The sequence below is a fragment of the Pseudomonas sp. S3_C06 genome (assembly GCF_054667675.1).
The window spans coordinates 1,063,080-1,087,744 of sequence record NZ_CP162747.1; the positions used below are offsets into that span (position 1 = coordinate 1,063,080).

A 24,665-nucleotide genomic window follows, 5' to 3' on the forward strand; every position below is an offset into this window, starting at 1 on the left:
CTTCAACAGTTGAGTGAATGCGCATCACCGCCGACCTGAATGAGCGGCAAGTCGGCGGTGCTGCGCATGACGGTTACTGCACTCGTAGCTCCAGCAGCTCACCGCCCTCTTTGTTCAGACGCTGCAGATATGAACCGGCGTCGAGCAACTGATAAGGAAAGTAAAGACCTGCCGGAGTGGGTGGTTTGCCATCCAGCCCAAGCAGTCGTTCCAATAACATGGCCACGCTGAGCCCTGTCAACGCTGCGGCGCCTGCCGGGTGAACGACGGCATGCCGTGTGTGCAACGCCCGACCCTTGCGATCCTCGCCGACCATTTCGATGAGGATCTCGGTCGACATCGGCCGACCCGCGCGTCGCGAAGAACTCACCCCGCTGGCCAGATTGAACTGCACATTTGGCGCGTCGGTGGCGGCAGCCAGCCCGGTAACATCAATGGACGAGAAGCCAGAGGCTTGCATCGACGTGCCGTCCACCGCCCGGAAGCTGACGTTCTGCTCCTCACCTTCACGCCAGACGTAATTGCCATCGCGCCGCGTCAGGGCGGCGGGCAGCATTTTGCTCAAGTGTTCAAAATCTTTAGCCACGGTCGGCCCGCCGCCGTCCTGCTCGTCAACCAACGCATCAATGCGAATATCGCGCACCCGGGCAAACGCCTCAGCAATGTGCAGCGCCGCCACCGTCGTCGCGCCCACCATCCATTCGTAACCCAGCACGATGGGGGACGCGTCAGGGCGATGGATGTAACTGGCGATTTGCGGCGCAATCTCGAAAATGCCGGACGAAATGCTCAGATGCGGCACCTTGCGCTGCTGCGCAAAACGCAGCCCGACCAGGGAATGATCCATGTAGAAAACCGCCACAGCGCTGATCGGGCGATCACCCAGCCCCAAGTCATCGGCAGCAGGATCAATGACTACGCCCTGCGCCCCGCCCATTTCTTGCGCGGCTTGTTGAGCCTTGGCCAGGTCGCGGCCGCCGATCAGTAACGGTACGTCAGGATGCGCGGCGCGCAACGCTTCGGCAGAACGGTGGCCGATGGCGCCGGAGCCACCCAGAAACAAAATCGGATGAACTGACATGGGTATCCTTCCTCGTCTTTTTGGGATGCAACTTAGTGTTGGTGCGTGCCCGGGCGTGAGGGTTCCAGGCCATTGCCTGAGCTGGAGGGCGGGCCGACGAATGTCATTTTGAACGGCGTGTTGATGAGGCGTGTTTAGGAGTTTTTTGTGGTTGTTTAAAAGACACGTCGCGTTACCGGCTCAAGGCTACAACTTCTTGCGCCGTTGCCTACGACTACGCCAGAATCCGCCGGCTTGTGCGCCTCAAGGGCCACCGGTAACTTGGTTCGCGTCACTGATTCCCAGTGATCGGGTTTAGTAGCCCGTGGTAAATGAAAGTGCACAAGCGTCCGTCAAAAGGTATTTACGTACCTGCACTTGATGGCGGCTGTGCGTAGGGCGCCCTCGGGCGCGCCGGCTTTCTTCTTTTCCCCGGTCTACTAACCTGCGTACAGCTGCCACCCCTTGTTTAGTAGCTCGGTGCGGCGGCCACACCACAGGAAAAAGAAGAACATGTTCAAGATCACGCCGAACCCGCCGGAGACAGATCCGGCCTCCCCGTACGAATCTCCCGATTCCAGGAAATTCCACGAAGCCGCCGAACGCGCCCTTGATTACTACCTCACACCAACCCAACGCATCATGGGCAGCGACAAAAAACACGCCCCCATGTTTCTAGCCAACGCCGACTACGACAGCGAGTCCCTGCTCGTCAACGCCAGCGAGTCCCTAAGCTCAGCCACCGAAATGCTCTGCAACTTCGCCGCCCTCTTGGACCCAGGCCACCGCAAAACTGCGCTGGGGATTGCGCAAGTGGTGATGCTGGGGGAATTGGCGGTGAATCAAGCACTGGATAAAGTTGTGCCGGTGGATTGAGGGGACATCCCTTTGTGGCGGCGGTCTGGCTGCTGTCACAAAGGGATCAAGATTGCATTGGGCGTCTGCTTTCGGCCAAAAGCGGACATTTAGAGCAGGTATGATAGATCCGTCGTTTTTCTTCCCTATTTGGCAATTTGCGGACACGCCTTTACATTCTCAGAGCTGGAAAACGAAAGTTTAAAAATCAACTAGCTGCCTTTTAAAGTAGGTGCCGATGGTTACTCCCCTTGATGTTGAGGGCTTTGATGTTGGATGGATCGCTACTGACGCCATCGGGCACATTGCGTTGTTCACTACGGCTGGTCGGGGTCCGATTCCTGACTCCGCACTTCCCTCCACCGAGGACTGCGAAGAATGGGTCCTTTCATTGTCGGAGGTGTCCGATGTAAATTCAGTCACTTCCATGTCTGGCGCAAACGCTTTCGTCGCCTTTGCCAAGCGTGGACTCTTTGCCTATGACTGGTCGGACGTCCATCGCGCTGCAAGCCAAGCCTTGAACGGGTATGAGCTACAATACCGTCCATTAAGTCCACTAACACTTGACGATTTGCCTACCCCTTTACGGCCGTTGGCTGAGCTTACCCGGCTATCTGGCGTAACGTTCGGAGTATCTATCATAGTGATGGCTGATCGGGTTTCTTAGCCATTATTGGGCGATCAGTGCTGTTTTTGGCTGACTGCTGTCGACCACTGAGGGCAACTCAGAGTCGTTATCAGACGAATCGAACGTCCGCTTCTGGCCGAAAGCAGACATTCACGACGATCCGCTTCAATCTGAAAACAGTCGAAAGCATTCATCAAATGTCACGATTGTGGATACCTTTGCCAAGATCCACATGACCAAGCGCAATGAGAAACACCCAATGCAGCACGAAACACAGCTAAAAACCCTGCTCACTCAGGATCCTGTAAGGATGAAAATCCTGCGCATGGCTCGCGAGCTGAACTTGCCGGATTGCTGGATTGGCGCCGGCTTCGTGCGCAGCCTGGTGTGGGATCACCTGCATCAGCGTTGCCCGCAGACATCGATGTCATCTGGTTCGACCCGGCACGTGCCAGTGCGCAAACCGATTCGGCGCTGGAAAGCACACTCTCGAGCCTCTGCAGTGAAGTGAACTGGTCTGTAAAGAATCAGGCTCGAATGCACTTGCGCAACGCCGATGCTCCCTATCGCTCCGCTGCCGATGCGATGACCTGTTGGCCCGAAACGGCAACTGCCGTTGCTGTCAGACTTGATCGTCAAGACGAGATAGAGGTTTCGGCGCCGTTGGGGCTGGATGATCTGTTCTCGCTGGTGGTACGGCCAACAGAACGATTCAGAATCGAAAAACATGCCATGTTTCTGGATCGCATTCGAGCCAAGGCGTGGCGTGAGACTTGGCCCGACTTGATGTTTGTCACCGAACGGTGAGTTCTCACCTCAGCCGGTTCCTGCCAAGTACGGCCATTCGCAGACAGCAACTTCTAAGGCTATGATCGCAACATTCCAGCCTCTCCCGAACCCAACCCCATGCCCACCTCAAAAACCCGCCCAATCCCCGCCCCGCTCCTCAACCCCGGCGAATCCGTGGTCCTCTTCGACGGCGTGTGCAAACTCTGCAACGGCTGGGCACGCTTCCTTATCCGCCACGACCACCAACGCCGCGTGCGTCTGGCCGCCGTGCAATCGCCCGAGGGTCAGGAGCTTCTGGCCTGGGCCGGTCTGCCCATAGATCAATTCGACACCATGGCCGTTATCCGTGACCGCCACTACTGGGAACGTTCCGACGCTTTCTTCGAAGTCATCAGCCAATTGCCCGCCCGCTGGCAGCCGTTGCGACTGCTGCGCATTTTCCCCCGGGGCCTGCGCGACTGGGCTTACGACCGCATTGCGCTGAATCGCTATCGCCTGTTCGGCAAATACGACACCTGCCTGCTGCCCACTCCAGACCACGAACAGCGCTTTCTGAAAGCAGCGGCGTCTACATCAGAAAGCTGAACAACTGCACGGGTGTCATCTTCGTCACCATCATCAACACGATGACGAACATCCCGGAAAAACCGAGCACGCCCATCCAGAACCATTTGCGGTAAACCGCCTGATAATGCTCATCAAGCCCCGCCCCCGCTTCGCTCGCACTCGTCGCCATCACATACAGTCGCTTCTGCAACAGCAACACCGGCAGCCACAGCGAGCCGACGCAGAGGAAAATGATCAACGACGTCAGCACCCACTCGGTGCTCATGGTCAAGCCTGAAAGCCGCATCAGCAGATAACCGCTGATGATCTGCACGAACCCGGCCGGTGTGGTGATCCAGGTGTCGAAGCGCACGACCATGCGTGCGACATGCGCGATCACTTGCGGGTTGGCCGTGCGACTGGCGGCGATCAGGTAGAGGTAGGAGCCCATGCCGAAGCCGAACAGGAAAATCGCCGCGATGATGTGCAGGTACTTCAGGCACAGATAGAGCATGTCAGCGCTGCCCGTCCGAGAAGTTCACGGCCAGGCTCAGGTTGGCCGGGTCGTTGATCGCGGCCATGTACTCGGCGACGCTGATTTCGCCCACGCAAGGTCGGGCGCCGGCGGTCGGCACGTAGCCTTGGGCCATTTTCGTCGCCAGTGCTACGGCGGCGCAGCTGGGGATTTCCGGGCCTTTGTCGTTCAGGGCGGTGAGTTGCGCGGTCATGGACAGCGGTTTGCCGTCAATGCCAAGGCCTTGCACGTCGATGTACATCGCGCTTTTGCCATCGCCGAAACGCTCGAAGCGCGTGCCCAGGCGATGCAATCTTGCGGCCCACAAAGCATGGTCGCGCACCAGTCCGATTTTGAGTGCCTGAGCCAGCAGACCATTGGCGATACCGCCGAGCTTGAGCCCGGCGCCCGCCTTGAAACTCAGGGTCTGCGCGCCATAGCGCCTGGCGAAGATATCCATGTCCGGGACATCGACGTTGGCCAGCAGCCGCGTGCCCATCTGCGGCATTTTGCGCAAGGTCAGGTCCAGCCAGCCGGACACTTCGTGCACCTTGCCGTTTTTCAGTTGTTTGATCGGTTTGCCGGCATAGGCGAGTACGCCTTCGATGGTCGACAGACCCGGCATTTTCGCCGATGAGGAAATGCCGTGTTCGATCGAGTCGATGCGTGAAAAACGCTGGCGCTGTTCATCGATGATTGCGGACGACAGCGTCGGCACCGAGCTGCAACCGCTGAGGATCGCCACGCCGGCCTGCTTCGCCCGTGTGTCGAGAACGTCGATGCCATTGACGAACGTGCGGCAGTCCGCCAGATCGCAGTAGTTCACGCCAGCGTCGATGCAACTCTGCGCAACGGCATAGGATTGCCCCTGAAACGGCCCGCCGGTATGCACGACCAACTGAATGTTCAGCGCACGCAATGCGGCCTCGAACTCTTCGCCCATGGCGTCGCCGCACCAGCCTTCGCAGACATTGCCCGATTGGCTGTTCAGCTCATCGAGTTTGCGCTGCAATTTGCGCGGGTCACGACCCGAAAGCACCAGACCGATGTCCGGCATCAGCGCCAGATGGCGGCACACGATGCTGCCGAAATTTCCGTAACCACCGACCACCATCACCCTGAACGGCATGCAATTCTTCCCTAAATCAATCCATCAAACAGGCGTGCAGGATATAGGGCTGAACGTCAGCAAGCCATTCAGATCAGTTGCTCGCCACCCACTTGCGGTACTGGCGGGTACGCAAGGCGTTGCCGATTTGCTGCATGATCAGCGCGCGCAGCGGTGACACGTGCGGATCTGGTGTTTTCGCCTGACTGAGTTTGCGCAACTGGAACTTGACCACCGCCATGTTGGCCAGCGACGCCATGGCCTTGTTCTTCCAGGTGATCGGCGGCAGTTCGGGGGCACTGTCCCTGCCCTGCAGCCAGTCACGCGGCAGGTTCGGATCGATGGCCAGTGCCGTGCCGATGCCGACCATGTCCACACCACTGTTAACGACCATTTCAGCGATGGGCCGACGACGTACGCCGCCGGTAACCATCAGCGGCATCCGCGCGACTTTCTGCAGGTCCTGGGCGAACTCGACGAAGTACGCCTCACGTGCCAGGGTACGACCATCTCGCGCCTCGCCCTGCATGGCCGGGGCTTCGTAGCTGCCGCCGGACAATTCGACCAGATCCACACCCAGATCGTTGAGCCATTCGACGACTTGTCGCGCCTCATCGGCGCTGAAGCCGCCGTGTTGGAAGTCGGCGGAATTGAGTTTCACCGCCACCGCAAACTGCGCAGAAACCAGTGCACGCACAGCCTTGACGATGTCCAGCAACAGCCGCGCGCGGTTCTCCAGCGAGCCGCCCCACTGGTCCGTGCGCTGATTGGTCAGCGGCGACAGAAACTGACTCAACAGATAACCATGGGCGGCGTGGATTTCCACACCGGTGAAGCCGGCATGCTCGCCAAGCTGTGCGCTGCGGGCGAAACGCTGAACGACCTTTGCAATCACACTGGCAGTCATCGCATGGGGCGTGGAGAAATGTTTGGACAGGCTGCCCATGTTGAGCGGGACCGCCGATGGCGCCCAGGTTTTCTGCCCGAGGTTGGCCTGCATCTGTCGGCCGGGATGGTTGATCTGCAGCCAGAACTGCGCGCCGCCCGAGCGGCCAATCTGCGCCCAGCGCTTGAACTTGGCCAATTGCTGATCGTCCTGCAGCACCACGCCGCCCGGCCCGGTCATCGCGCGGCCATCGACCATGACGTTGCCAGTGATCAACAGCCCGGCACCGCCATCGGCCCAAGCTTGATACAGGCGCATCAGTTCTTCCGAAGGTGCCTGATCGGCGTCGGCCATGTTTTCTTCCATGGCGGCTTTGGCAATGCGGTTCTTGAGGGTCGAACCATTGGGGAGCATCAGGTTGTCGAACACGTTCATGAGGAGTCCTCGATTGGGCGTGGGACAACCATAAGATTAAAGCCAACTTTAGGGTCAATCGTTTTTTCGAAAGCTTCCGGATAAGATTCCAGACGCGGGAGGGTGTCTGAAAACGGGCAAAGGGATTGCGCTGCCCTTAATGAAAAGTAGACACTGCGCATGATGGCTCTAGGCCAGAATCCGCATTTAACGCTAGAGAAAATTTCTACTGCATTTTTAATATCGTTCGAAATTCATAGGGAAATGACACATGACCGAATCAGTCAACGAAAATATCGAAACGAATTTACTTCACTACCTAAATAGCAAACACTCGAGCCAAGCCATTTTACTCACCGGGAATTGGGGTTGTGGTAAAACTCACTTCATCAATTTTTTTGTCACAAACAACAAAATTAAAAACCTTAAACTGGTTAAAGTCAGCCTGTTTGGACTCCACAAAATATCCGAAGTGGAAGACCGCATACTAGGATTCTTTTATCCTGTCATGAACTCCAAAGCAATGAAACTCTTGGGGAGCTCGGTCAAAAAACTGGCGACCGCAATAAAGCTGGAAGCGCCCGGAGAAATGAAAACTGAAATCTCCATGAGCGCTAATGCAGGAGATATCAATTTATACAACCTGCTCATCGATGGAAAATCCGACTACGCGCTGATTCTTGACGATGTTGAACGCTCTAGAATCCCGCTCCAGGATTTACTAGGCTACATCAACCACATCGTAGAAACCTGCCAGATAAAAACCATATTGATTGCCAACGAAGCGGAACTCGAGAGAGGGCAGGAAGAGAACTATAGAAAATTCAAAGAAAAAGTTATCAGCAAAACTTTTCTGGTCAATCACAGTGCTGAAGACGTCATTGAGCGATTCCTCCATGACGACGCAGATAACATCCAGCAATTCAAAAAAATAATTGTAGAAGCCTATGCCGCGTCAGACTGTCGCAACCTCCGATCGCTAAAACAGGCAATCGACGATTTCTCCCAAATGTGGGATACCCTTGAACGTAAATTTCAAGACCATGAAAAATACGCAAACTTGCTAGCCAAAACCTTTTTTGCACTCAGCATGGAAGTCAGGTCTGCCAAGATTCGTAAGGAAGACCTGTTATGCAATAATATTTTCCAATCAGGCACGGCTTTCACAAAAAAATACTTCCCTTCGGAACTACCAATCTTGAGAGATAACTTTTGGTTCGATGTTCTGTTTAACGGCGACCACTCAAAAATCAACTTACTCTCCGAGTCACTGCCATTTTTTGCAAAACAGGAGACACCCGAGCAGGACACGCTGGAAAAAATCAACTACTTTCATTCTCTGGAAGATGATGAGTTCCTCCTCCTCAACAATACGCTGGAAAGTGAAATTTTAAGCCTTGATGATGAACACCCGCTAAAATTCCTTAGAAAGGCGGAGTTGATGGCGAAGTTAATTGAACATGACTTGAGTCATATGGAAGCCACTGACCTGGCTAACTGCATAAGTGCTTATCCGAGAAAACATCAAGGTTCCGACAGTTGGAAAAATTGCAATCTCAATGATTTTATTCAGTGGGAAGTGGCCAACCTGAAGAGCAACGAAAAACTGGCACACTCGTTCGAGTTTTTTATAAGTGCGCACGCGGACGCTTTCAAAAAAGCCCAGATTGAAAAATCCAAAACTCACGCTTCAGACAAACTTTCTAGCTTCTATACGGCCATTAAACAAGGCACCCGGACGACACTCGTTAAATTACTGATCACCGAGCACCGCCATACTGTGTTCTTCACGGATGTTGATGTGGATTTGTTCGTTACTGCGCTTGTCGAGGCTCCTAATACAGCCATTGCTGACTTCATTGAGATTGCCTCAGAGCGTTATCTCACGGACCGTTTAAGATCCAATCATGGCAGCAACGAACTCACACTCGAACTGGACTTTTGGGAAAAGGTAAAAATCGCAATCGAAGCGCGTTTTGACAACGTGGGGCCCTTGAAAAAATATAACCTGAAAAAACTCATTGACCCGACGATTGCCAATTTCCAGAGCATGTTGGCACCCGTAGTTCACTCTTACCAGTAACTATCACATACCCGCTTGGCATCCTCTCATGACAGTGATGCCAAGCGTTGACTCTCATTGAACTCAAACTAGAGTCTCTAAATCTATCGGCCAGCACCGTCAAACGGCGGCCTTTCAATACGCTTTTACTTCCCGGAGGCCATGCCACGCAGGCCGGAAATCACCGGCGCCTTCTCCTCGCGGATCTGGCTGATCAACAACTGCGCGTTGTCGGCACAGCCGACGTCGGCCGGTTTGCTCTCGATGCCGTGAATGACCCGCAGCAACTGCGCCTTGTTATGCGCCAGGCGTTGCTGGAGGATTTTGATTTCTTCGACCCTGCGTTTGAGCCCGACCAGCATTTCTTCGTGCTGCCATTCCTGCGCGTTCACCGGCAGTAACTGGCGGATTTCCTCGAGGGAAAAACCCGCTGACTGCGCGCCGGTGATGATATGCAGGATCCACTCGGTTTCCGGGGCGTAGTCGCGATAACCGTTGGCCTTGCGCTCGACCGACTTGATCAGCCCGCTCGCCTCATAGAAGCGGATGCGCGAAGGCGCCAGACCGCTGATTTTTGCCAGTTCGCCGATTTTCATGATTGACCTGAGCTGCAAATGACTTTGAAGTGAACTTTAAACCTTCAAGGATTTGACGGCCAATGCTGGCGGACAGGATCTACACCAATCTTGTGCCCCTGTAGGAGTGAGCCTGCTCGCGATAGCGGAGTGTCTGCACCGAATAGGTTGACTGACCCTGCGCAATCGCGAGCAGGCTCACTCCTACAGGGTATTGCGGTGTATGCAGACATCCTCATGGCTATCGCCGTCGCCCCCCAGCCGATAATTGGCAAGTTGACGAACGGTCATTCGAATGTTCAGATGCCGCCCAGTTTCAGGTGTCCCATGCCGCCGTGCATGGGGTGAAACGGGAAACCGGTACGTTCTTTTCGAACAAGTCCGGTGCTGCCCCCGCAACGGTATGCGCGTGATGCTTTCGATACACCACTGTGGCCGCACGGCCATGGGAAGGTGAAAGCCTCGATACGCGCGAGCCCGGAGACCGGCCTGAATTGCTGTTTGGCAAAATCCTGCGGTGGGCGGGCATGGGCCGGTATTGGCTGTGCGCGATGCCTTCTCCTGCATGCTCTTCTGCGAAGATCCTTTTCGAGAAGACAATGATTCGACCTTTCTACACCTCGGCTCCAACCCTTCTGTTCGGCTGTTTGTTCAGTCCCCTGCTGCTGGCAGATGACACGCCGCTGGAACTCAATCAGCAAATCGTTTCCGCACCGTCGGTGGAGTCGACCACGGTCGCCGAGATGGCGAAGTTCGGCAGCAAGGTCGAGATCGTCAGCCGCGAACAGATAGAGCGCGCTGGCCCCAGTGCCGATGTCAGCCGCGTCATGCAGATGTTTATTCCCGGCCTGTATGTCGCGCCGAAAAACGGCCCGTTCGACTACGGCACCTATTCGCTGCTGGGCGGGCGCAACGATGACACGCTGATCCTGCTCGACGGCGTGCGCCTGAACAATCGCCTGTACGGCGGCCTCTATCTGGACACCCTGCCGGCCAACGCCATCGAGCGCATCGAAGTGCTCAAGGGTGGCCAGAGTCTGTTGTTCGGCACCCAGGCAGTGTCGGGGGTGATCAACATCGTCACCCGCAGCCCGCAATCGCGCAAAACCTCCGGCGAAGTGAATCTGGGCGTCGACAGCTTCGGCGGCACCACCGAAGACGCTCGGGTCGAAAACATCTTCAGCAACGGTTTCGGCGATCTCGGTTTGCTCGCGTACGTCAGCCACAACGTCTCCGACGGTTACCAGCCCTATCGCAACCGCGACATGAAAAACGTCAGCGAGAAGAACCGCGCCTACGAAGTCACCACCTTCGGCGGCAAGGCGATTCAGTCGTTTGGCGAGGATGCGCGGCTGGAACTGTTCTACCAATACGCCGACGCCAACCTCGACTTCGCCCGTCCGGTCGACAATCACAAGACCACCAACGACCGCGTGCAGCAGATCGCCACGGCGACTTTCGAGCAGACCATCAATGAGCGTCTGAGCTACTTCGTCAAAGGCCATATCAACGACTGGGACACGCGCTACACCCGGGTCAACAACATCGCCGGCGGCGGCACCAAAGTCATCAACCACAACGACTATTGGGGCTTCACCGATTGGGGCGTGCAGGCCGAAGGCAAAGCAGAATTGCCCGGTGGCCATGTGTTGGTGTTCGGCACCGACAACCAATGGTTCAAGGGCCAGGACGATGTGCTGATTATCGACAACGACAAGGCTGAAGCGCACGCGTTCTACACGCAACTGCGCCCGCAGATCGACGCCCTGCCCGACTGGCACCCGAGCATCGGCGTGCGTCACGAGGCCATGAGCGGCGGCGACAGTGCCACGGTCGGCATGCTCACTTCGCTGTATGACCTCAATGACAACTGGGCGGTGCGCGGTCAGTACGGCAGCGCCTACAAACTGCCGAACGCCGAGCAACTGTTCGTCAACGAGCCGGGCGACGAGATCGGCAACCGCAATCTCAAACCGGAAAAAAGCCGCAACGCCGAACTGGGTGTCGACTACAAAGGCTTTCTGCTCGACCGCGAATTCAGCGCCAGCGTGACCCTGTTCAAACGCAAGATCGACGACCTGATCACCCTCGATGACATTCAGTGGGTCAACGGTGAAGGCACGATCCAGATGCGCGGTTTCGAGGCCGACGCCAAACTGGCGCTCAACGATCAGTGGAGCCTGCAAGCGGACATGACCCGCAACCTCACCGAGTCGCGCAGCGGTGTGACGATCAACGACATCCCGAGCTTCTTCGCCCGTTCACGCGTGGGTTATGAATCGGAAAACCGCCTGTGGGGCGCCGGCGGTGCGATCCGCTATATCCGCGACATCAAAAGCTCGAAGCAGGTCGAGTACGGCAACTATTCAGTGGTCGACGCCGACGCTTATCGCTATCTCGACAACGCCCACCAACACCGCGTCAGCCTGCTGGTGGAAAACCTCTTCGACCGCGATTACGTCACCAGCCGTTCGAGCAACGTCGATAACCTCGGCCGGCCGTTCACCTCCGAAGTACGCTACACGTACCGCTTCTGATGAGTGACATCAAAACCGTCGACGGCGTCGACACGCACCCGGACTGGTCGCACGTGCCCGAGCACGCACGCCATGTGTTCCTCTGCACCGGCCCGCGCTGCACCCAACGCGGCGCCTTGCAGTTATGGAAAACCTTGCGCCGGCATTTACTCGCGCACGATCGCATCGAGAAGCCGGGCGGTGTTTTGCTGACCCGCACGCATTGTCAGTTTCCGTGCAATCTGGGGCCGATTGTGACCGTGTATCCGGAGCGCTGCTGGTATGGCGTGCGCAGCCATGAAGATGTGCAGCGGCTGGTCGAGGGGCATCTGGTGGACGGTGAAGTGGTTGCGAACTTGCTGATCAAGGCGCGGCCATGAACAGGTTGTGGATGTTATTGAGTGCCCTGCTCTGCGCGGCCCCCGCGTACGCCGACCATTACCGTAATTGCGGCGAAGACTGGCGCGCCGCTGCGCCCTCACGCATCGTCGCGCTCAATCAGCATGCGGCGGATCTCGTGCTGGCACTGGGTGCCGGGCCAGCGCTGGTCGGCGTGGCTTATCTGGATGACACCGGTGCCGGGCAGCGCCAAGCCGAGTATTTCGGTGTGCCGGTGATCGCGCGGCAATACCCGGCCAGCGAAGTGCTTTACGCTGCGAAACCGGATCTGGTGATCGGCGGTTTTGCCACGGCGTTCGGCGACGGGGTGACCTCACGCTCGGGACTGGCGCGCAATGGCGTGGGTTCGTATCTGCTGGAATCCGCCTGCAACGGGCACTCGCTGGATTATTTCGCGCATGTACGCAATGACTTGCTGACGCTGGGCAAGCTGCTGCACCAGCAGCAAAAAGCCCAAGCGTTGATCGACTCCATGGAAAAGGACATTGCCGGCGCCCGAGCCTTGGCCGGTGCGGGTAAACCGTTGTCCGTGTTCTATCTCGACAGCGAAGTCAAAGGCCTCGACAGCGAAGGCCGACGCGGATTTGTCACTCCGCTGCTGGCGGCTGCCGGGGCACGCAATGTGTTCGCCGACATCAACCTGTATCGAGTCACCGCCAACAGCGAAACCCTGCTGGCCAGCGACCCGGACGTGATCCTGCTGGCCGACGCCGAATGGTCGCCCGCCCGCCGCAAACGCTACCTGTTGACCCACGACCCGGTCCTCTCGCAACTGCGCGCGGTGCGCGAGAACCGCATCATCGAGATCCCTTTCACCCACCTGCTGCCAACCTACAACAGCGGCCGCGTCGCCTTGCAACTGGCCCGCCAGCTCAACGCGCTGGACAAAAAATAAATGAACCCGCCGCACCGCACGCCACCTAACGAACAGACCATCAGGAGGTAGCCAATGCAAATCGAAACCGTGTGGATCGTACTGGCGGCAGTTCTTCTGCTAATCGAACTCTGGGCCATCAATCGGGTGCGCAAGAGTCAGGGGAAATCGAGCAACAAAGGTGTATGGATTGTGCTGATCGTGTTTGTGCCGTTGTTCGGCTTGATTGCCTGGGCGTTGGCGGGGCCCAAGCATGTCAGTCGGCATTCGGCGTCGTAACCTGACTCTTGATCCATAGCGACTGAGCATCCGTCACGGACTGGCATGCCAAATGCCCGCGGGAAATATGGCCGCTTAACCCGTTGCAGGTTTACGAGCCCTGCTTTGGCCGGGCTCTTTTCTGTTTGCTCCCATCGTCACCCTGTTGCAGGATCAGCCGTCGACAACAGGGAATGTTGAAATGGATCAGAAAGCATGTGGGCGAATTGTGGTGGTGGGTGCAGGCATCGTCGGCGCTTCCCTTGCGTATCACCTGTCCGGTAAAGGTGCGCAGGTCACGTTGATCGAGGCTGACGAGATCGCGAGCGGCGTGACGGCAAGCTCTTTCGCCTGGATCACTGCCACGCACGCCGGCGCTGATCCGATTGCGCAGTTGCGCGGTATGGCCATAGAAGCATATCGACGACTCGAAACCGAGCTGCCGGATTTGCAGATTCGCTGGACCGGGGCTTTGTCGTACAACGAATCAGCAGAGTATCCGGCGTCGGCGACATTGTTATCGTCTGCCGAGGTGCTTGCCCGCGAACCCAATCTGAAAAATCCCCCACCGTGCGCGTTATTTCGCGCTGACGAAGGTGCGCTCGACGCCGTGCAGACCACCCACGCCTTGATTGCCAGCGCCCGGGCGCTGGGGGCGGAATTGCTCACGCACACCCGAGTGACCGCTTTCAAAACCTGCAACGCAGATGTCACTGGCGTTGAAACCACAGCGGGCACGTTTGAGGCCGACCTTGTTGTGCTTGCCGCGGGGACTGGCACCCGGCAGTTAACACAGATGCTCAACGTTTCCTTGCCCATCGACGCCTCACCGGCCATTTACATCCGCTACAAGACCCAACCGGGCCTCGTCAAAGGCATCATTTCCAGCCCTGAAATGGAGGTCCGACAAGGTGCCGACGGCACGTTGCTGGCCGCTGAAGATTATCTGGGAGAAGCGCCGGGTAACTCGCCGACGGACATCGCCCGGCAAACCGCCGAAGCCATACGCAAAGAACTTCACGGGGTGGTTTTGATTGAGCCGCAAACCGTCGCCGTCGGAATCCGGCCCATGCCCGCTGATGGCATCCCCGTGGTCGGTTACCTGCCCGGCGTCGGCGGAGTTTACGTTTGTGCGATGCATCCCGGTGTAACGCTGGCGGCAATCGTCGGGCGCCTCGCCAGTGAAGAAATCCTTGATCGCCAGTCATCTGCAGCCCTTGTGCCGTGCCGTCCTCAGCGCTTTTTCAAGAACTCGGGCGATGCTTGATTTAGACTCGCCGACGTCTTGCAGCAAGGAATGCGCACCGGCAACGCATGGTCATTTTGCGCAACTCGGACAGCGAAAAATCGCAGTGAAAAGGAGAACAACATTGCCGGCCCCCAAGCACACCGCGTTCGCCTATCAAGCGGTCTATCACTACATCGTCGGCCTGATCGAGGCGGCCAGTGGCACGACTGAGCAGAAACTGCCGTCCCTGCGACAACTGGCCCTGCGCCTCGGCGTTTCGGTGTCGACGACCAAATACGCCTATGCACTGCTCGAAGACGAGGGCCGAATTTACGCCAAAGCCAGGTTCGGCTATTTCACCCGGTCGATGCCGGCGGCGCCTGTGACAGCCAGCTCCGGCAATCTTCTGGACCACGTCTTCGCCAGCGCCCGTCAGCCCGGCATGCTGGCGTTGAGCAGCGATGCGCCGGCGATGTTGCTGTCGCTGCAGGGGCCGTTGTTGCTGATCGAGCGTGAGCTGACTCGCCAATACCCGCCCTCGAATGCACCGCTCTATCAGCCACTCGGCGAGCCGGAATTACGCGCCGCCCTGGCTGAACGCTACACCCGTTCCGCTCACAACCACTGGCAGGCCGAGCAGGTGTATATCGGCGCGGAGCTGCGCAGCGTATTGGAGTTGTCGCTCAGTGCCTTGAATCTCGGTGGCACTGTGGCGCTGGTGGAGTCGCCCTGCTCGTGGGCGATTCTGCGCCAGTTGCAGGCGGCCAATATCCGCGTCATCGAAATGCCCCTCGGCGATGATGGCCGCTTCAACCTGCCCGCGCTGAACGAACTGCTCACACGCGAACCGGTGCGCCTGGCGGTGCTCTCCTTCACGGTGAATATTCCCCAAGGCCAGTTGATGCCAGCACAGGATAAACAGCAGATCTGTCACTGGCTGGCCGAGCGCGATGTCTGGCTGTTCGAAAACGATGCTTGGGGCGAGTTATGTTTCTCCGATTCACCCGCGCGCTATCGCGATTTTGCCGACCCGGACAAGCTGCTGGTGTTCTCGACGTTCGACAAGATCATTGGCGGCGAAGCCCCGTATGGTTATGTGCTGTGCCGCCAGCATGCACCGCAATTTCATCGATTGTTTATGCAGCGTGGGTTTCGCCTCTCGCCCATTCGGCAGAAAGCGATTGCCAGACTCTACAGCTCCAGGCGCATCGACCAGCACCTGACCACCCTGCGAGCACTGTTGCGCAAGCGCATGCAACAGCTACAGACCTTGCTGGAAGAACACGGTAACGGTCAGTGGCAGGTAGTCGCCCCACAGGGCGGTGCGAGCTTCTGGCTCAAGGCTGTGCGTCCAATCGACATGCAACGGGTGTTCGAGCGTTTGCTGACCGAGCGAATCGTCATCGCCCCCGGCGAGATCTTCAGCCAGCAAGGCGCCTGGAAGCAGTACCTGCGCCTGAGTTACACCCTCGATTGGGACAAGGACATCGGCCATGCGGTGCAACGACTGGCGCAGGCTATCGGCGCAGAACATCACGCGTAATTAGAGTCCATAACAATGCCGCGCTTCCGGAAACCGGCCATGGCGCACATCGTCGGCAAACTGCGCGCAGGCCTCACTGATCACCGCGCCAACATCGGCGTAGCGTTTGACGAAACGCGGCAGATGCTCACCGCCCAGGCCGAGCACATCTTCGGTGACCAGCACCTGCCCGTCGCAAGCCGGTGAGGCGCCGATGCCGATGGTGGGCATTTTCGACTCCAGGGTAATCTGCCGCGCCACGCCCTCCGCCACACCTTCGAGCAACAGGCTGAAGGCGCCTGCCTCGAGATTGGCCCGGGCATCCTCGGCAATCACTGCGCCGGTCTCAGCGGTCAGGCCCTGGGCCTTGAAGCCGCCCATGACATTGACGAACTGCGGCATTAACCCGACATGGGCCATGACCGGAATACCACGTGCCACCAGAAACTCGACCGTTGGTGCCAAGGCCTTGTTGGCCTCCAGCTTCACCGCGTCGCAACCGGTACGCGCCAATACCTGAGCGCAATTACGAAAGGCCTGCTCGTGAGATTCCTGATAACTGCCAAAGGGCATGTCGGCCACCACACAGGCCAGACGCGTGCTATCGACCACCGCCCGCGTGTGGCCGATGATTTCTTCAAGCTGCATGCTCAGCGTCGAGGCGCGGCCATAACCGACCATGGCCGTGGAGTCGCCGACCAGAATGAAGTCGACGATCGGGTCGATCAGTTTGGCGATACTGCTGGAGTACGCCGTCAGCGAGACGATTTTCTGTTGGCCTTTCATGGCGACCAGTTGCGGCACGGTCAGGCGTTTGGTGCGGGTATGCAGGCTCATGGGCGGCTCCTTGAGGCAGCCGTCCGTAAACGATAAATGTCGCCGAAATCAACGCGAAAATCTTTCATACAGTGCTCAATTCCAAAGGTTTCGAGCGGTCGATTATTCGCCTGACGTAAAAACATTCAATGCACAGATCTACCTGAAAAAGCGACCCAGATGCACCCTGCTTCGGACGCTCTCGGTGAAATGCCGTAGGCGCCGGGATGTTTTATTCAGCCGTTTACCGCAGGATACGAAGCTTACGAAGGATTCAACCGATCGATTTTGATCACAGCTTACAACTCGAAACGGAAGTCACCTCATGCTCGAACGCAACAGACTGGTCCCGGAATTGATGGTGACCAACCTGCAAAACAGCCTGCGGTTCTGGGTGTCTTGCCTGGGATTCAGCATCGCTTATCAGCGGCCCGAAGACGGTTTCGCCTACCTGAATTTGAATGGCGCGCAGGTCATGCTCGAACAAGTTGATCCAGATGCCGGCCAATGGTTGACGGCTCCGCTGAGCAAGCCGTTCGGACGCGGCATCAACCTGCAGATCGACGTTGCTGAAGTCGCTTCGATCATCCGTCATCTCGGGCAGGCCGGTTTTTCGCTTTACCGTGATTGCCAAGACACTTGGTATCGCGCTGACAACGTTGAAGTCGGCCAACGCGAATTCATCGTTCAGGATCCCGATGGGTATCTGGTCAGACTGGTAGAGCGCTTGGGTGAACGGGCAATTTGAGCTTTACCCTGACGCAACGCTACGATTCCCGAACAACACAGGAGCGCCATTCATGGAAGAAGTCATTACCTACCGAACCGCCACCGCTGAAGATGCGCCGGCGATGTGCGAACTGGGCCAATTGCTCAATTCGGTTCACCACGCCGCCCGCCCCGATATCTACGCCGCCGCCACCGAAGATTTCACCCGAGATTTGCCGCACTGGGCCGGGGTATTTGAAAAGGCAGGCCAGATCGTCTTTATCGCCAGCGCCGGTGAACGGCCCGTGGCGTTCATTACGGCCACCCTCTCCGCCAGTTCCGGGCCGTTGATGCAGCCGCAGAACGTGGTGCGCATTGGTTCGGTGTGTGTCGCCGAACCGTTCTGGGGTAAAGGTATCGGTCGTACGCTGATTCAACGCGTCAAGGACTGGTCCATCGCGCACGATGCGCAGGATTTGCGCCTGACGGTATGGCCATTCAACGAGCGCGCGGTGCGCATGTATGCCGAGTTCGGGTTCGAGACCCGCGCCTTTGAGATGGGTGTGCGTTTGTCAGCAGCGGACAAGTCCGATCATCAATAACCTCTGCGAAATATCCGCATGCCCCCTATCGAATGCTGCCATCCTGCCGACAACATTCTGATGGACACCGAGAGGTTTTCACGACGCCAGTCCACCTCCCTGTAAGTGCCACTTCCTATTACGATTCAAGAGGCTGCACCCATGAGCAACGCCTGGAACGAAGGTTATTTCACCGACGAAGGCTACACCTACAGCTATAGCCGGGAAATCAATCCGGTTTTCCAGCGTTACTGCCTGTTGTTGCGCGGCTTTGCCGGGCTGGACAATCCCGACGGTTACCACTGCGAACTCGGTTTCGGTCAGGGTGTGTCAATCAATATTCACGCCACAGCCAGCCCTGCCGGTTTCGTCGGTACGGACTTCCACCCCGGTCAGGCGGCTCACGCGATTGAGCTGGCGGAACTCAGCAACAACGGCGCAAGACTCTATGACGACAGCTTCGAGCAACTGCTGGCGCGCCATGATTTGCCGCAATTCGACAGCATCAGCCTGCATGGCATCTGGACCTGGGTCAGCCGCGACAACCAGAAACTGATCGTCGAATTCGCCCGCCGCCACCTCAAACCGGGTGGTCATCTGTACGTCAGTTACAACGCATTCCCGGGCTGGTCGCCTTCAGCGCCGTTGCGCCAGTTGTTCAGCCTGCACGACCGCTTTGCCAGTCACTCGACGCGGGCGGATCAGCGCATCGATGCCGCGTTGCAGTTTTCCGAAGCGCTGCTGGCGGCCAACCCCAAGTACGCCATCGCCGCGCCGAGTCTGGGCGCCCGGCTGCAGACCATCAAAGGTCAGGACCGCCAATACGTCGCTCACGAATATTTCAATCGCGACTGGAACTGCATGTATTTCGCCGACATGGTGGATGCGCTGGCCCCGGCCAAGCTCGATTACGTCACGACGGCGGTGCCGCTGGATTCGGTCGACGTACTCAACCTGAGCGCCGAAGGCCTGGCCTTTCTCGACGGTATCGAGCACCCGATAATGCGCGAGCAGGCGCGTGACTACTTCGTCAACCAGGCTTTCCGTCGCGACCTGTACGTGCGCGGTGCCAACCGACTCAGCGCGACCGAGCGCCGGTCGCGCATGCTCAATACGCGATTTGTGCTGATGCAACCGACAGAAAACGTAGCGTCCAGCGTCACTGGCCCCGCTGGCGAAGCGTCACTGCAAGCGGAAATTTACGGCCCGGTCCTCGATGCACTCGCCGGCCAGACCTACGAAGCCAAAACGATGCAGCAGTTGCTCGATGCGGTGTCACCAATGGCCTACGACGATCTGGAACAGGCCATCGCCATCCTGGTCAGTATGGGCGCGGTAGCCCCTTGCCAGAGCGAAGCCGCCGAGGCGCTGGTGTACGAACGCTGCGCCGCGTTCAACCTGCAACTGTGCAAACGCGCGCTGTTCAATGCCGACATTCAGGTGCTGAGCAGCCCGGTTACCGGTGGCGGCGTCACCGTCAGTCGTTTCCAGCAACTGTTCCTGATTGCGATCCGTCAGGGCAAGCAGCACCCGGCGGAGTGGGCGCAACTGGCGTGGAGCGTCATCGCCGAACAAAACGAAGTGTTGGTCAAGGACGGCAAAACGCTGACCACCGCCGAAGCCAACATCGCCGCACTGACCGAACAGGCTCAGGCTTTTGCCGAGCAATCGCTGATCGTGCTGAGTGCTTTGAAAATCGTTTGATCAAGGTGGGTGGCGCGCAGTGGTGCAGGCAGGAAATCTGCTGCCACTCGCGCCATCGGCACAGGCCACTGCCGGCAGTCAAAAGCCCATGGCAAACGGCAGCATTTGCCAAGGGGCGCCTTAATCAAACGCCCCGTTGAGCACCTCATAAATCAGCCCGGTTGCCAGCGCGACGAGGATCAGATCCGTGCCCACCTGCTTCCATTCATAACCATCGTAATGCGGCAGACGACCGACCAGACGTCCATCGAGCTTTTTCGCGATCCCGGGCGGCAGCGGTTTGCCGCGCGCAAGGTTCTTTTGAATGCCCGGTGGCAGCGAAGGGCCCGGGCTCCAGTAGTCGCGGTAGCCGCCAACAATCCCGAGCACATTGCCGCGATCGATGCTTGGGCCATGACTCCAGTCACCACCGGAGTTGTTGCCCTTGTTGCCGCCATTGCCTTTCTGGTTACCGTGCCCCTGCACGTTCTGCGAATTGCCCTTGCCATTGCCATTGCCCTGACCCTTCCCATTACCGGGATCAGCCAATGCCATCGCCGAACTGAAAACCAGCGCAAGGGACGAAATCATTGCAATCAACGTACGTGACTTCAACATGCGGCGCGCTTTCATGGTGAGTTGCTCCTGTGTCAACTTGACGTTACACATCAGCTTAGTTTATTCCGGCTGACCGATCGTCGATTACAGCCCAGCCCATCGACACCGCCCAACAGGAGCTATTTCAAGGATTTAAAGTTCAGCCACATCGACGTACTGGTCAAAGACCTTGAACAAGCTTGTGCTTGCGGACATGGAGCGTCTGGTGGCCGGACGTGAGCGCATCTACCTCGACCGCTTCTGGAACGAGTTCGCCGGCACCCCGGCCAAAGTCGAAAGGCACCCGTCAGCACTACGCCAAGCTCTACGCCCGGCCCGGCGCCATGCACGCGGTTTTCGCGCAATTTCGCAGCATTCGTCAGGACGCCATCGACAACGCTCCCGTCCTGCAGAAACACTTGAGCATGCCGGTGCTAGCCGTGGGCGGTGAAAAGTCCTTCGGCAACAATGAAGCGATAGTCATGCGCAATGCCGCGGACAACGTCACCGAAGTGGTGATCCCGGCGGCGGGACATTGGTTGATGGAAGAAGCCCCGGCGCCGACCATCAAGGCGGTGCGCGACTTCATCGCAATGTAAGGAATGGCATTGCCTTGGACGGAGGCTTACGTCAGGATTCGCCCCTTTTCGAGGGCAAAGTGCAGCCTATCTCGTGGCTCGTCCATTGATGCGTACGTTCACGCCCTTCGCTAACCGATATTCAAACTTGCAGACCGGGTAGAAAACATGAATCGTCAAAAGAAACTCAAGCAGTTGTTCAAGGAAAAGGCCAAAAAGGCCAGCGCCAAACTCGCGCCGAAAAAGCCCAAGTACATCAGCAAGGCGGACCGGGCGAAACTGGAAGCTGAAACCGCAGAGCCAGTCGAAACCAGCGAAAGCTGAAATCCCTCTCGCCTGGCGAAAATCCTCTGCATTCTCCAACGGTCTGTCCAAGGCACAATGGGTCGCGTCAACTACTGAACGTTAATGCCGCACACTAAGGCGAAGAAACATTGCGTGCAGGTGCCCTGATCCCAAGGCGATTGCCAGTAACACCAGCAAAATCAAAAGCCAATCAGCAAGACCTGGGTACTGGCCGAAAATCGCCATCGAGCTGAAGATCCCCAACAGCGGAATCAACAGCGACAACGGCGCGACACGCGATATCGGGTATTCGCGCAACAGCAGGTTCCAGCCCCAATAACTGAAGTGCGTCGCGGCATAGACCTGAAACGCCAGCGAAAACACCGTCATCGCATTGAGCTGCGACGGCAATGCCGTGAACGGTGCCGAGCCATGCAACAGCCACGTCAGCAGCATGAGCGGGATGGGTGGAAACAGGCTCGCCCACACCACAAACGCGAAAATCTCACGCACCTTCGAGACCTTGATCACGACGTTGCCAATGCTCCACGCCAGGGCGCTGCCAATGACCAGTGCCAAACCCGCCACCGATGCGTCGCCGGGGCGACTCAATACGATGCCCATCAGGCCCGCGGCGGCCAACAAAGTGCCAAGCCATTGCAACCGGCCCAGACGTTCGCCGAAAAAAACCACGCCCCAACCCAAGGTAAAAAACGCACTGAACTGGATCAGCAGCGATGCCGTTCCGGGGGGCACGCCCCAAGCAATACCAAGGTTGATCAACGCCCACATCGCCACGCCGAAAATCAATCCGTAAGCAGCCAGCCAGTGGAACGCCACACGAGGACGCTCGACAAAAAACACCCAGGGCAATGCGGCCAACGTGAAACGCAGTGCGGTCAGCAGCAGCGGGTCGATAGCGGCCAGTCCGAGTTTGGTCACGGGGAAGTTCAATCCCCAGACAGCCGTCACCAGAACGGCGAGTACAAGATGCTTCTTTTGCATGGTCAATCTTTCCCGGCGCCGAGCGGAAGTACTCGGGCGCGGAGAAATATGCCGGCAATCGGCCTGGCCTGCTTTCAGTCACAGGCCAAACTTCATTAGAATCGGGCCATGCGAGAAATGACCCGTCATACTTACCAGAACACCCCACGCGATGCCGTCGTGACCGCCATTGATTACGCGGACGGCACGCTGTTCCCGCTGCACGATCATCAGCGTGGCCAATTCGCCTACGCCGCTAGCGGCGTCATCACCGTGTTTACCGATGACGGCAACTGGGTCGTGCCGCCGCAACGCGGTATCTGGGTTCCCGCGCGACTGCGCCACTCCATGCAAATGCGTGGGCCTGTCACGTTGCACAACACTTACATCCGCCAGCAAGCGGCGCAGCGCCTCGGACTGCCGGGGCAATGCCAGGTGCTCGATGTGTCGCCGTTGTTGCGTCATCTGCTGTTGAAAGCCATCGATGTACCGGCGCGCTATTCCACGCAAGGGCATGACGGCCATTTGATGGGCTTGCTGCTGCACGAAATCGCCAGCATGCCCGTGCTTTCGCTCAATGCGCCATTGCCGGCGGAACCTAGACTGGCAATGGTGTGCCGCGCGTTTCTGCAGCAGCCTTCGCTGGAGGTCGGTATCGACGACATGGCGCAACGGGCGGGCATGAGCCGACGCACCTTCACCCGACACTTTCGGCTGCACACCGGTATCAGCTATATCGAATGGCGCCAGCAAGCCTGTCTGCTGGCGGCGATTGTCATGCTCGGCAAAGGTAAGTCGGTCACACAGGTCGCCATGGACTTGGGCTACAGCAGCTCCAGTGCGTTTGCGACGGTGTTCAAGCAAGTGTTGGGGGAAGTGCCGAGTCGCTACTTTTAGAGGCGTCCGTTTTACACGTCAGCCACGCGCCCCAGAACAGACTGCTGAAAAACCGCGTCGCCTCGCCAAATCCAGCCTCGCGCAACAGCGCCTGAACTGCCGCCTCGGAATGCGGCGGATCGGCGCCTTGCAGAATCTTGCCCAGCTTGGCCTTCACCTCCTCCGCACTGGCACCCTGCTGGCGCCAACGCTGCCCCCATGCCTGCAGCAATAATGGTTGGCTGGTATAGGCGTAATGATTGCCCGCGACAATCAGCGGCGCGCCCTGCTTGAGACGTGCCTGAATCGTTTGCAGGATCTGGCGCTTGGGATCGTCACCGTTCAGATGATGGAGCACGCCGATCAAAGTCGCCGCGTCGAATTGCCCATCGGCCGGCAAGTCCTCGACATGCCCGAGATGAACCTGCGTCCGATGCAGCAAGTCGTTGGCCTCCAAATGCTGCACGGCGGCTTCAAGCATCGGCGCGGAAGGATCGACCGCGATGAAACGCCACTGCGGTTCCAGCGCCGCCATCGCAATGATTTCCTGCGCCGTACCGCCCGCGCCGACCACCAGTATGTTGGCCGGGCGCGAACCGAGACTGGCGGCCAACATGCAGGCCGCCAGATCGTGGCAGGCGTCGTAGCCGGCCAGGGCGATGCGGCTTTGCCGGGCGTATTCGCTGGCGCGCAAGGTGTCGAATTTTTCTGCTGATGATGGGTTCACGACGAGACTCCTTTCTGTTTCAGAAGAAACTACGCCGAGACATCAGATAAGAAAAATTCATTAATTTTATGCCCTGCATTCCTTACGGGAATGCGGGGTGTAAACGGTGTGATGTCAATGCTGAGCGATCAATGCCTGCAGCCCATTGTGACCCTCAACGATCAGGCTTTGGATCAGTGCCTGATAGTGCTCAGCGGTATTCAGCTCTTGAGGATCGAAACTTGCCGACCAACTGATGAGCGTTTTGTTCTGTCCCGTCAAAGCGACCAACTTCACGCTGGCCACGTAGTTATCCAGCGGTAAAGGTGCCTCTTCAAAGCGGTAGGACAGCGATAATGCTGAGTCATCAAGCGCCAACAAGCGTTCTCTGACAACCGCGCCATCGGTCAGCGTGAGGGTGCGAATACAACCCACCCTCTGCGCTGCACCGCCTTCGATCTGGCTGCTCACGATCGAAGGATGCCAGTTCTGAATCTGGCCAAACTGCTTCAACACGTTCCAGATCTTTTGTGCATCGCCGTCCACGACAGCGTCAAACTCAACCATCGGCATGACATAAATCCTCTTATGTTGATCCCCGGCAGCGAACTGCCGGG

Annotated in this window: 24 protein-coding genes, 2 pseudogenes and 1 riboswitch; of the genes and pseudogenes, 16 read left to right on the forward strand and 10 right to left on the reverse strand. The window is 57.8% G+C overall.

Translation table 11 applies throughout. From position 1 onward, the window contains the following. Nucleotides 1-73: 73 nt before the first annotated feature. Complete coding sequence (locus AB4N44_RS04585) at nucleotides 74-1,081, reverse strand: NAD(P)-dependent oxidoreductase (RefSeq protein ID WP_460110035.1); 1,008 nt, start codon at nucleotides 1,079-1,081, stop codon at nucleotides 74-76. Between the two features lie 492 nt (nucleotides 1,082-1,573). Here AB4N44_RS04585 and AB4N44_RS04590 point away from each other — a divergent pair, with 492 nt between their 5' ends. The 3 genes and pseudogenes from AB4N44_RS04590 to AB4N44_RS04600 all read left to right on the forward strand — a co-directional run bounded on the left by AB4N44_RS04590 (nucleotide 1,574) and on the right by AB4N44_RS04600 (nucleotide 3,917). Next, entirely contained in the window at nucleotides 1,574-1,936 is a 363-nt protein-coding gene (locus AB4N44_RS04590) for a DUF6124 family protein (protein WP_127928342.1), read from the forward strand. An 866-nt stretch (nucleotides 1,937-2,802) separates the two neighbouring features. Then, nucleotides 2,803-3,350: pseudogene (locus AB4N44_RS04595) on the forward strand (nucleotidyltransferase family protein). Nucleotides 3,351-3,449: 99 nt separating this feature from the next. Beyond that, nucleotides 3,450-3,917, forward strand: coding sequence for a thiol-disulfide oxidoreductase DCC family protein (locus AB4N44_RS04600; RefSeq protein WP_150774982.1), 468 nt, complete (start codon nucleotides 3,450-3,452; stop codon nucleotides 3,915-3,917). On the opposite strand, the gene AB4N44_RS04605 is transcribed toward AB4N44_RS04600, so the two are convergent. From AB4N44_RS04605 to AB4N44_RS04615, 3 genes are all read right to left on the reverse strand, one after another. Continuing rightward, on the reverse strand, nucleotides 3,901-4,392 hold the full coding sequence (locus AB4N44_RS04605) for a DUF2269 family protein (protein WP_127928349.1): 492 nt from the start codon (nucleotides 4,390-4,392) through the stop codon (nucleotides 3,901-3,903). The two genes, AB4N44_RS04600 and AB4N44_RS04605, sit on opposite strands and share 17 nt — an antisense overlap. 1 nt (nucleotide 4,393) lies before the next feature. Continuing rightward, entirely contained in the window at nucleotides 4,394-5,521 is a 1,128-nt protein-coding gene (locus AB4N44_RS04610; RefSeq protein ID WP_460110032.1) for a saccharopine dehydrogenase family protein, read from the reverse strand. Between the two features lie 73 nt (nucleotides 5,522-5,594). After that, the gene (locus AB4N44_RS04615) at nucleotides 5,595-6,821 is read right to left on the reverse strand and encodes an NADH:flavin oxidoreductase/NADH oxidase family protein (RefSeq protein ID WP_127928353.1); all 1,227 of its coding nucleotides are present in this window, start codon (nucleotides 6,819-6,821) and stop codon (nucleotides 5,595-5,597) included. Between the two features lie 250 nt (nucleotides 6,822-7,071). On the opposite strand from AB4N44_RS04615, the gene AB4N44_RS04620 reads away from it, so the two are divergent. Continuing rightward, nucleotides 7,072-8,883: a P-loop NTPase fold protein gene (locus AB4N44_RS04620; protein ID WP_460110030.1), complete on the forward strand. Its 1,812-nt coding sequence runs from the start codon at nucleotides 7,072-7,074 to the stop codon at nucleotides 8,881-8,883. Between the two features lie 125 nt (nucleotides 8,884-9,008). Here the strand turns inward: AB4N44_RS04620 and AB4N44_RS04625 are convergent, their stop codons facing one another. Further along, nucleotides 9,009-9,458, reverse strand: a complete 450-nt coding sequence (locus AB4N44_RS04625) for a MerR family transcriptional regulator (protein WP_460110028.1) — start codon at nucleotides 9,456-9,458, stop codon at nucleotides 9,009-9,011. A 280-nt stretch (nucleotides 9,459-9,738) separates the two neighbouring features. Beyond that, nucleotides 9,739-9,944, forward strand: a riboswitch (cobalamin riboswitch). A 92-nt stretch (nucleotides 9,945-10,036) separates the two neighbouring features. Between AB4N44_RS04625 and AB4N44_RS04630 the strand changes: the two genes are divergently transcribed. From AB4N44_RS04630 to AB4N44_RS04655, 6 genes are all read left to right on the forward strand, one after another. Next, entirely contained in the window at nucleotides 10,037-11,974 is a 1,938-nt protein-coding gene (locus AB4N44_RS04630) for a TonB-dependent receptor plug domain-containing protein (protein WP_460110026.1), read from the forward strand. Beyond that, complete coding sequence (locus AB4N44_RS04635) at nucleotides 11,974-12,333, forward strand: (2Fe-2S) ferredoxin domain-containing protein (RefSeq protein WP_316916560.1); 360 nt, start codon at nucleotides 11,974-11,976, stop codon at nucleotides 12,331-12,333. The genes AB4N44_RS04630 and AB4N44_RS04635 overlap by 1 nt, the downstream gene beginning before the upstream one ends. Next, nucleotides 12,330-13,247, forward strand: coding sequence for an ABC transporter substrate-binding protein (locus AB4N44_RS04640; RefSeq protein ID WP_460110023.1), 918 nt, complete (start codon nucleotides 12,330-12,332; stop codon nucleotides 13,245-13,247). Before AB4N44_RS04635 ends, AB4N44_RS04640 begins: the two co-directional genes overlap by 4 nt. Before the next feature lie 54 nt (nucleotides 13,248-13,301). Beyond that, nucleotides 13,302-13,505 (forward strand): PLD nuclease N-terminal domain-containing protein, encoded by a 204-nt coding sequence (locus AB4N44_RS04645; protein WP_127928365.1) that lies wholly within the window; start codon nucleotides 13,302-13,304, stop codon nucleotides 13,503-13,505. A gap of 181 nt (nucleotides 13,506-13,686) precedes the next feature. After that, on the forward strand, nucleotides 13,687-14,751 hold the full coding sequence (locus tag AB4N44_RS04650) for an NAD(P)/FAD-dependent oxidoreductase (protein WP_460110021.1): 1,065 nt from the start codon (nucleotides 13,687-13,689) through the stop codon (nucleotides 14,749-14,751). A gap of 103 nt (nucleotides 14,752-14,854) precedes the next feature. Then, complete coding sequence (locus tag AB4N44_RS04655; RefSeq protein WP_460110019.1) at nucleotides 14,855-16,255, forward strand: aminotransferase-like domain-containing protein; 1,401 nt, start codon at nucleotides 14,855-14,857, stop codon at nucleotides 16,253-16,255. Here AB4N44_RS04655 and panB read toward each other — a convergent pair whose 3' ends face one another. Continuing rightward, entirely contained in the window at nucleotides 16,256-17,071 is an 816-nt protein-coding gene (gene panB / locus AB4N44_RS04660; RefSeq protein ID WP_150750985.1) for a 3-methyl-2-oxobutanoate hydroxymethyltransferase, read from the reverse strand. A 304-nt stretch (nucleotides 17,072-17,375) separates the two neighbouring features. Between panB and AB4N44_RS04665 the strand changes: the two genes are divergently transcribed. The 3 genes from AB4N44_RS04665 (at nucleotide 17,376) to AB4N44_RS04675 (ending at nucleotide 20,043) form a co-directional block, all read left to right on the forward strand. Further along, a complete protein-coding gene (locus AB4N44_RS04665; protein ID WP_460110017.1) occupies nucleotides 17,376-17,798 on the forward strand; it encodes a bleomycin resistance protein in 423 nt (140 codons plus the stop codon). 52 nt (nucleotides 17,799-17,850) lie between these two features. Next, complete coding sequence (locus AB4N44_RS04670; RefSeq protein ID WP_127928373.1) at nucleotides 17,851-18,360, forward strand: GNAT family N-acetyltransferase; 510 nt, start codon at nucleotides 17,851-17,853, stop codon at nucleotides 18,358-18,360. A 141-nt stretch (nucleotides 18,361-18,501) separates the two neighbouring features. Continuing rightward, complete coding sequence (locus AB4N44_RS04675) at nucleotides 18,502-20,043, forward strand: class I SAM-dependent methyltransferase (protein ID WP_150774991.1); 1,542 nt, start codon at nucleotides 18,502-18,504, stop codon at nucleotides 20,041-20,043. A gap of 120 nt (nucleotides 20,044-20,163) precedes the next feature. Here AB4N44_RS04675 and AB4N44_RS04680 read toward each other — a convergent pair whose 3' ends face one another. Further along, nucleotides 20,164-20,640, reverse strand: a complete 477-nt coding sequence (locus AB4N44_RS04680; protein WP_191630206.1) for an anti-virulence regulator CigR family protein — start codon at nucleotides 20,638-20,640, stop codon at nucleotides 20,164-20,166. Nucleotides 20,641-20,830: 190 nt separating this feature from the next. Here AB4N44_RS04680 and AB4N44_RS04685 point away from each other — a divergent pair. Together AB4N44_RS04685 and AB4N44_RS04690 are read left to right on the forward strand one after the other, a co-directional pair. Next, nucleotides 20,831-21,218: pseudogene (locus tag AB4N44_RS04685) on the forward strand (alpha/beta fold hydrolase); the annotation flags it as partial. Between the two features lie 147 nt (nucleotides 21,219-21,365). Next, nucleotides 21,366-21,521: a DUF2986 domain-containing protein gene (locus AB4N44_RS04690; protein WP_150750981.1), complete on the forward strand. Its 156-nt coding sequence runs from the start codon at nucleotides 21,366-21,368 to the stop codon at nucleotides 21,519-21,521. Nucleotides 21,522-21,602: 81 nt separating this feature from the next. Here the strand turns inward: AB4N44_RS04690 and AB4N44_RS04695 are convergent, their stop codons facing one another. Beyond that, a complete protein-coding gene (locus tag AB4N44_RS04695) occupies nucleotides 21,603-22,487 on the reverse strand; it encodes an EamA family transporter (RefSeq protein ID WP_460158184.1) in 885 nt (294 codons plus the stop codon). Nucleotides 22,488-22,595: 108 nt separating this feature from the next. Between AB4N44_RS04695 and AB4N44_RS04700 the strand changes: the two genes are divergently transcribed. Continuing rightward, a complete protein-coding gene (locus AB4N44_RS04700) occupies nucleotides 22,596-23,363 on the forward strand; it encodes an AraC family transcriptional regulator (RefSeq protein WP_160040588.1) in 768 nt (255 codons plus the stop codon). Here AB4N44_RS04700 and AB4N44_RS04705 read toward each other — a convergent pair. Together AB4N44_RS04705 and AB4N44_RS04710 are read right to left on the reverse strand one after the other, a co-directional pair. After that, the gene (locus tag AB4N44_RS04705; RefSeq protein ID WP_460110014.1) at nucleotides 23,323-24,069 is read right to left on the reverse strand and encodes a class I SAM-dependent methyltransferase; all 747 of its coding nucleotides are present in this window, start codon (nucleotides 24,067-24,069) and stop codon (nucleotides 23,323-23,325) included. The two genes, AB4N44_RS04700 and AB4N44_RS04705, sit on opposite strands and share 41 nt — an antisense overlap. A 114-nt stretch (nucleotides 24,070-24,183) precedes the next feature. Continuing rightward, nucleotides 24,184-24,621 carry an SRPBCC family protein gene (locus AB4N44_RS04710; protein WP_137219559.1) on the reverse strand — a complete coding sequence of 146 codons (438 nt, stop codon included), beginning with the start codon at nucleotides 24,619-24,621 and terminating at the stop codon, nucleotides 24,184-24,186. Nucleotides 24,622-24,665 lie beyond the last annotated feature (44 nt).

Bases quoted from the DNA above. Each gene is read 5' to 3' on its own strand.
- AB4N44_RS04585 (WP_460110035.1), bottom strand. From the start codon at position 1,081: ATGTCAGTTCATCCGATTTTGTTTCTGGGTGGCTCCGGCGCCATCGGC.
- AB4N44_RS04590 (WP_127928342.1), top strand. From the start codon at position 1,574: ATGTTCAAGATCACGCCGAACCCGCCGGAGACAGATCCGGCCTCCCCG.
- AB4N44_RS04600 (WP_150774982.1), top strand. From the start codon at position 3,450: ATGCCCACCTCAAAAACCCGCCCAATCCCCGCCCCGCTCCTCAACCCC.
- AB4N44_RS04605 (WP_127928349.1), bottom strand. From the start codon at position 4,392: ATGCTCTATCTGTGCCTGAAGTACCTGCACATCATCGCGGCGATTTTC.
- AB4N44_RS04610 (WP_460110032.1), bottom strand. From the start codon at position 5,521: ATGCCGTTCAGGGTGATGGTGGTCGGTGGTTACGGAAATTTCGGCAGC.
- AB4N44_RS04615 (WP_127928353.1), bottom strand. From the start codon at position 6,821: ATGAACGTGTTCGACAACCTGATGCTCCCCAATGGTTCGACCCTCAAG.
- AB4N44_RS04620 (WP_460110030.1), top strand. From the start codon at position 7,072: ATGACCGAATCAGTCAACGAAAATATCGAAACGAATTTACTTCACTAC.
- AB4N44_RS04625 (WP_460110028.1), bottom strand. From the start codon at position 9,458: ATGAAAATCGGCGAACTGGCAAAAATCAGCGGTCTGGCGCCTTCGCGC.
- AB4N44_RS04630 (WP_460110026.1), top strand. From the start codon at position 10,037: ATGATTCGACCTTTCTACACCTCGGCTCCAACCCTTCTGTTCGGCTGT.
- AB4N44_RS04635 (WP_316916560.1), top strand. From the start codon at position 11,974: ATGAGTGACATCAAAACCGTCGACGGCGTCGACACGCACCCGGACTGG.
- AB4N44_RS04640 (WP_460110023.1), top strand. From the start codon at position 12,330: ATGAACAGGTTGTGGATGTTATTGAGTGCCCTGCTCTGCGCGGCCCCC.
- AB4N44_RS04645 (WP_127928365.1), top strand. From the start codon at position 13,302: ATGCAAATCGAAACCGTGTGGATCGTACTGGCGGCAGTTCTTCTGCTA.
- AB4N44_RS04650 (WP_460110021.1), top strand. From the start codon at position 13,687: ATGGATCAGAAAGCATGTGGGCGAATTGTGGTGGTGGGTGCAGGCATC.
- panB (WP_150750985.1), bottom strand. From the start codon at position 17,071: ATGAGCCTGCATACCCGCACCAAACGCCTGACCGTGCCGCAACTGGTC.
- AB4N44_RS04665 (WP_460110017.1), top strand. From the start codon at position 17,376: ATGCTCGAACGCAACAGACTGGTCCCGGAATTGATGGTGACCAACCTG.
- AB4N44_RS04670 (WP_127928373.1), top strand. From the start codon at position 17,851: ATGGAAGAAGTCATTACCTACCGAACCGCCACCGCTGAAGATGCGCCG.
- AB4N44_RS04675 (WP_150774991.1), top strand. From the start codon at position 18,502: ATGAGCAACGCCTGGAACGAAGGTTATTTCACCGACGAAGGCTACACC.
- AB4N44_RS04680 (WP_191630206.1), bottom strand. From the start codon at position 20,640: ATGTTGAAGTCACGTACGTTGATTGCAATGATTTCGTCCCTTGCGCTG.
- AB4N44_RS04690 (WP_150750981.1), top strand. From the start codon at position 21,366: ATGAATCGTCAAAAGAAACTCAAGCAGTTGTTCAAGGAAAAGGCCAAA.
- AB4N44_RS04695 (WP_460158184.1), bottom strand. From the start codon at position 22,487: ATGCAAAAGAAGCATCTTGTACTCGCCGTTCTGGTGACGGCTGTCTGG.
- AB4N44_RS04700 (WP_160040588.1), top strand. From the start codon at position 22,596: ATGCGAGAAATGACCCGTCATACTTACCAGAACACCCCACGCGATGCC.
- AB4N44_RS04710 (WP_137219559.1), bottom strand. From the start codon at position 24,621: ATGCCGATGGTTGAGTTTGACGCTGTCGTGGACGGCGATGCACAAAAG.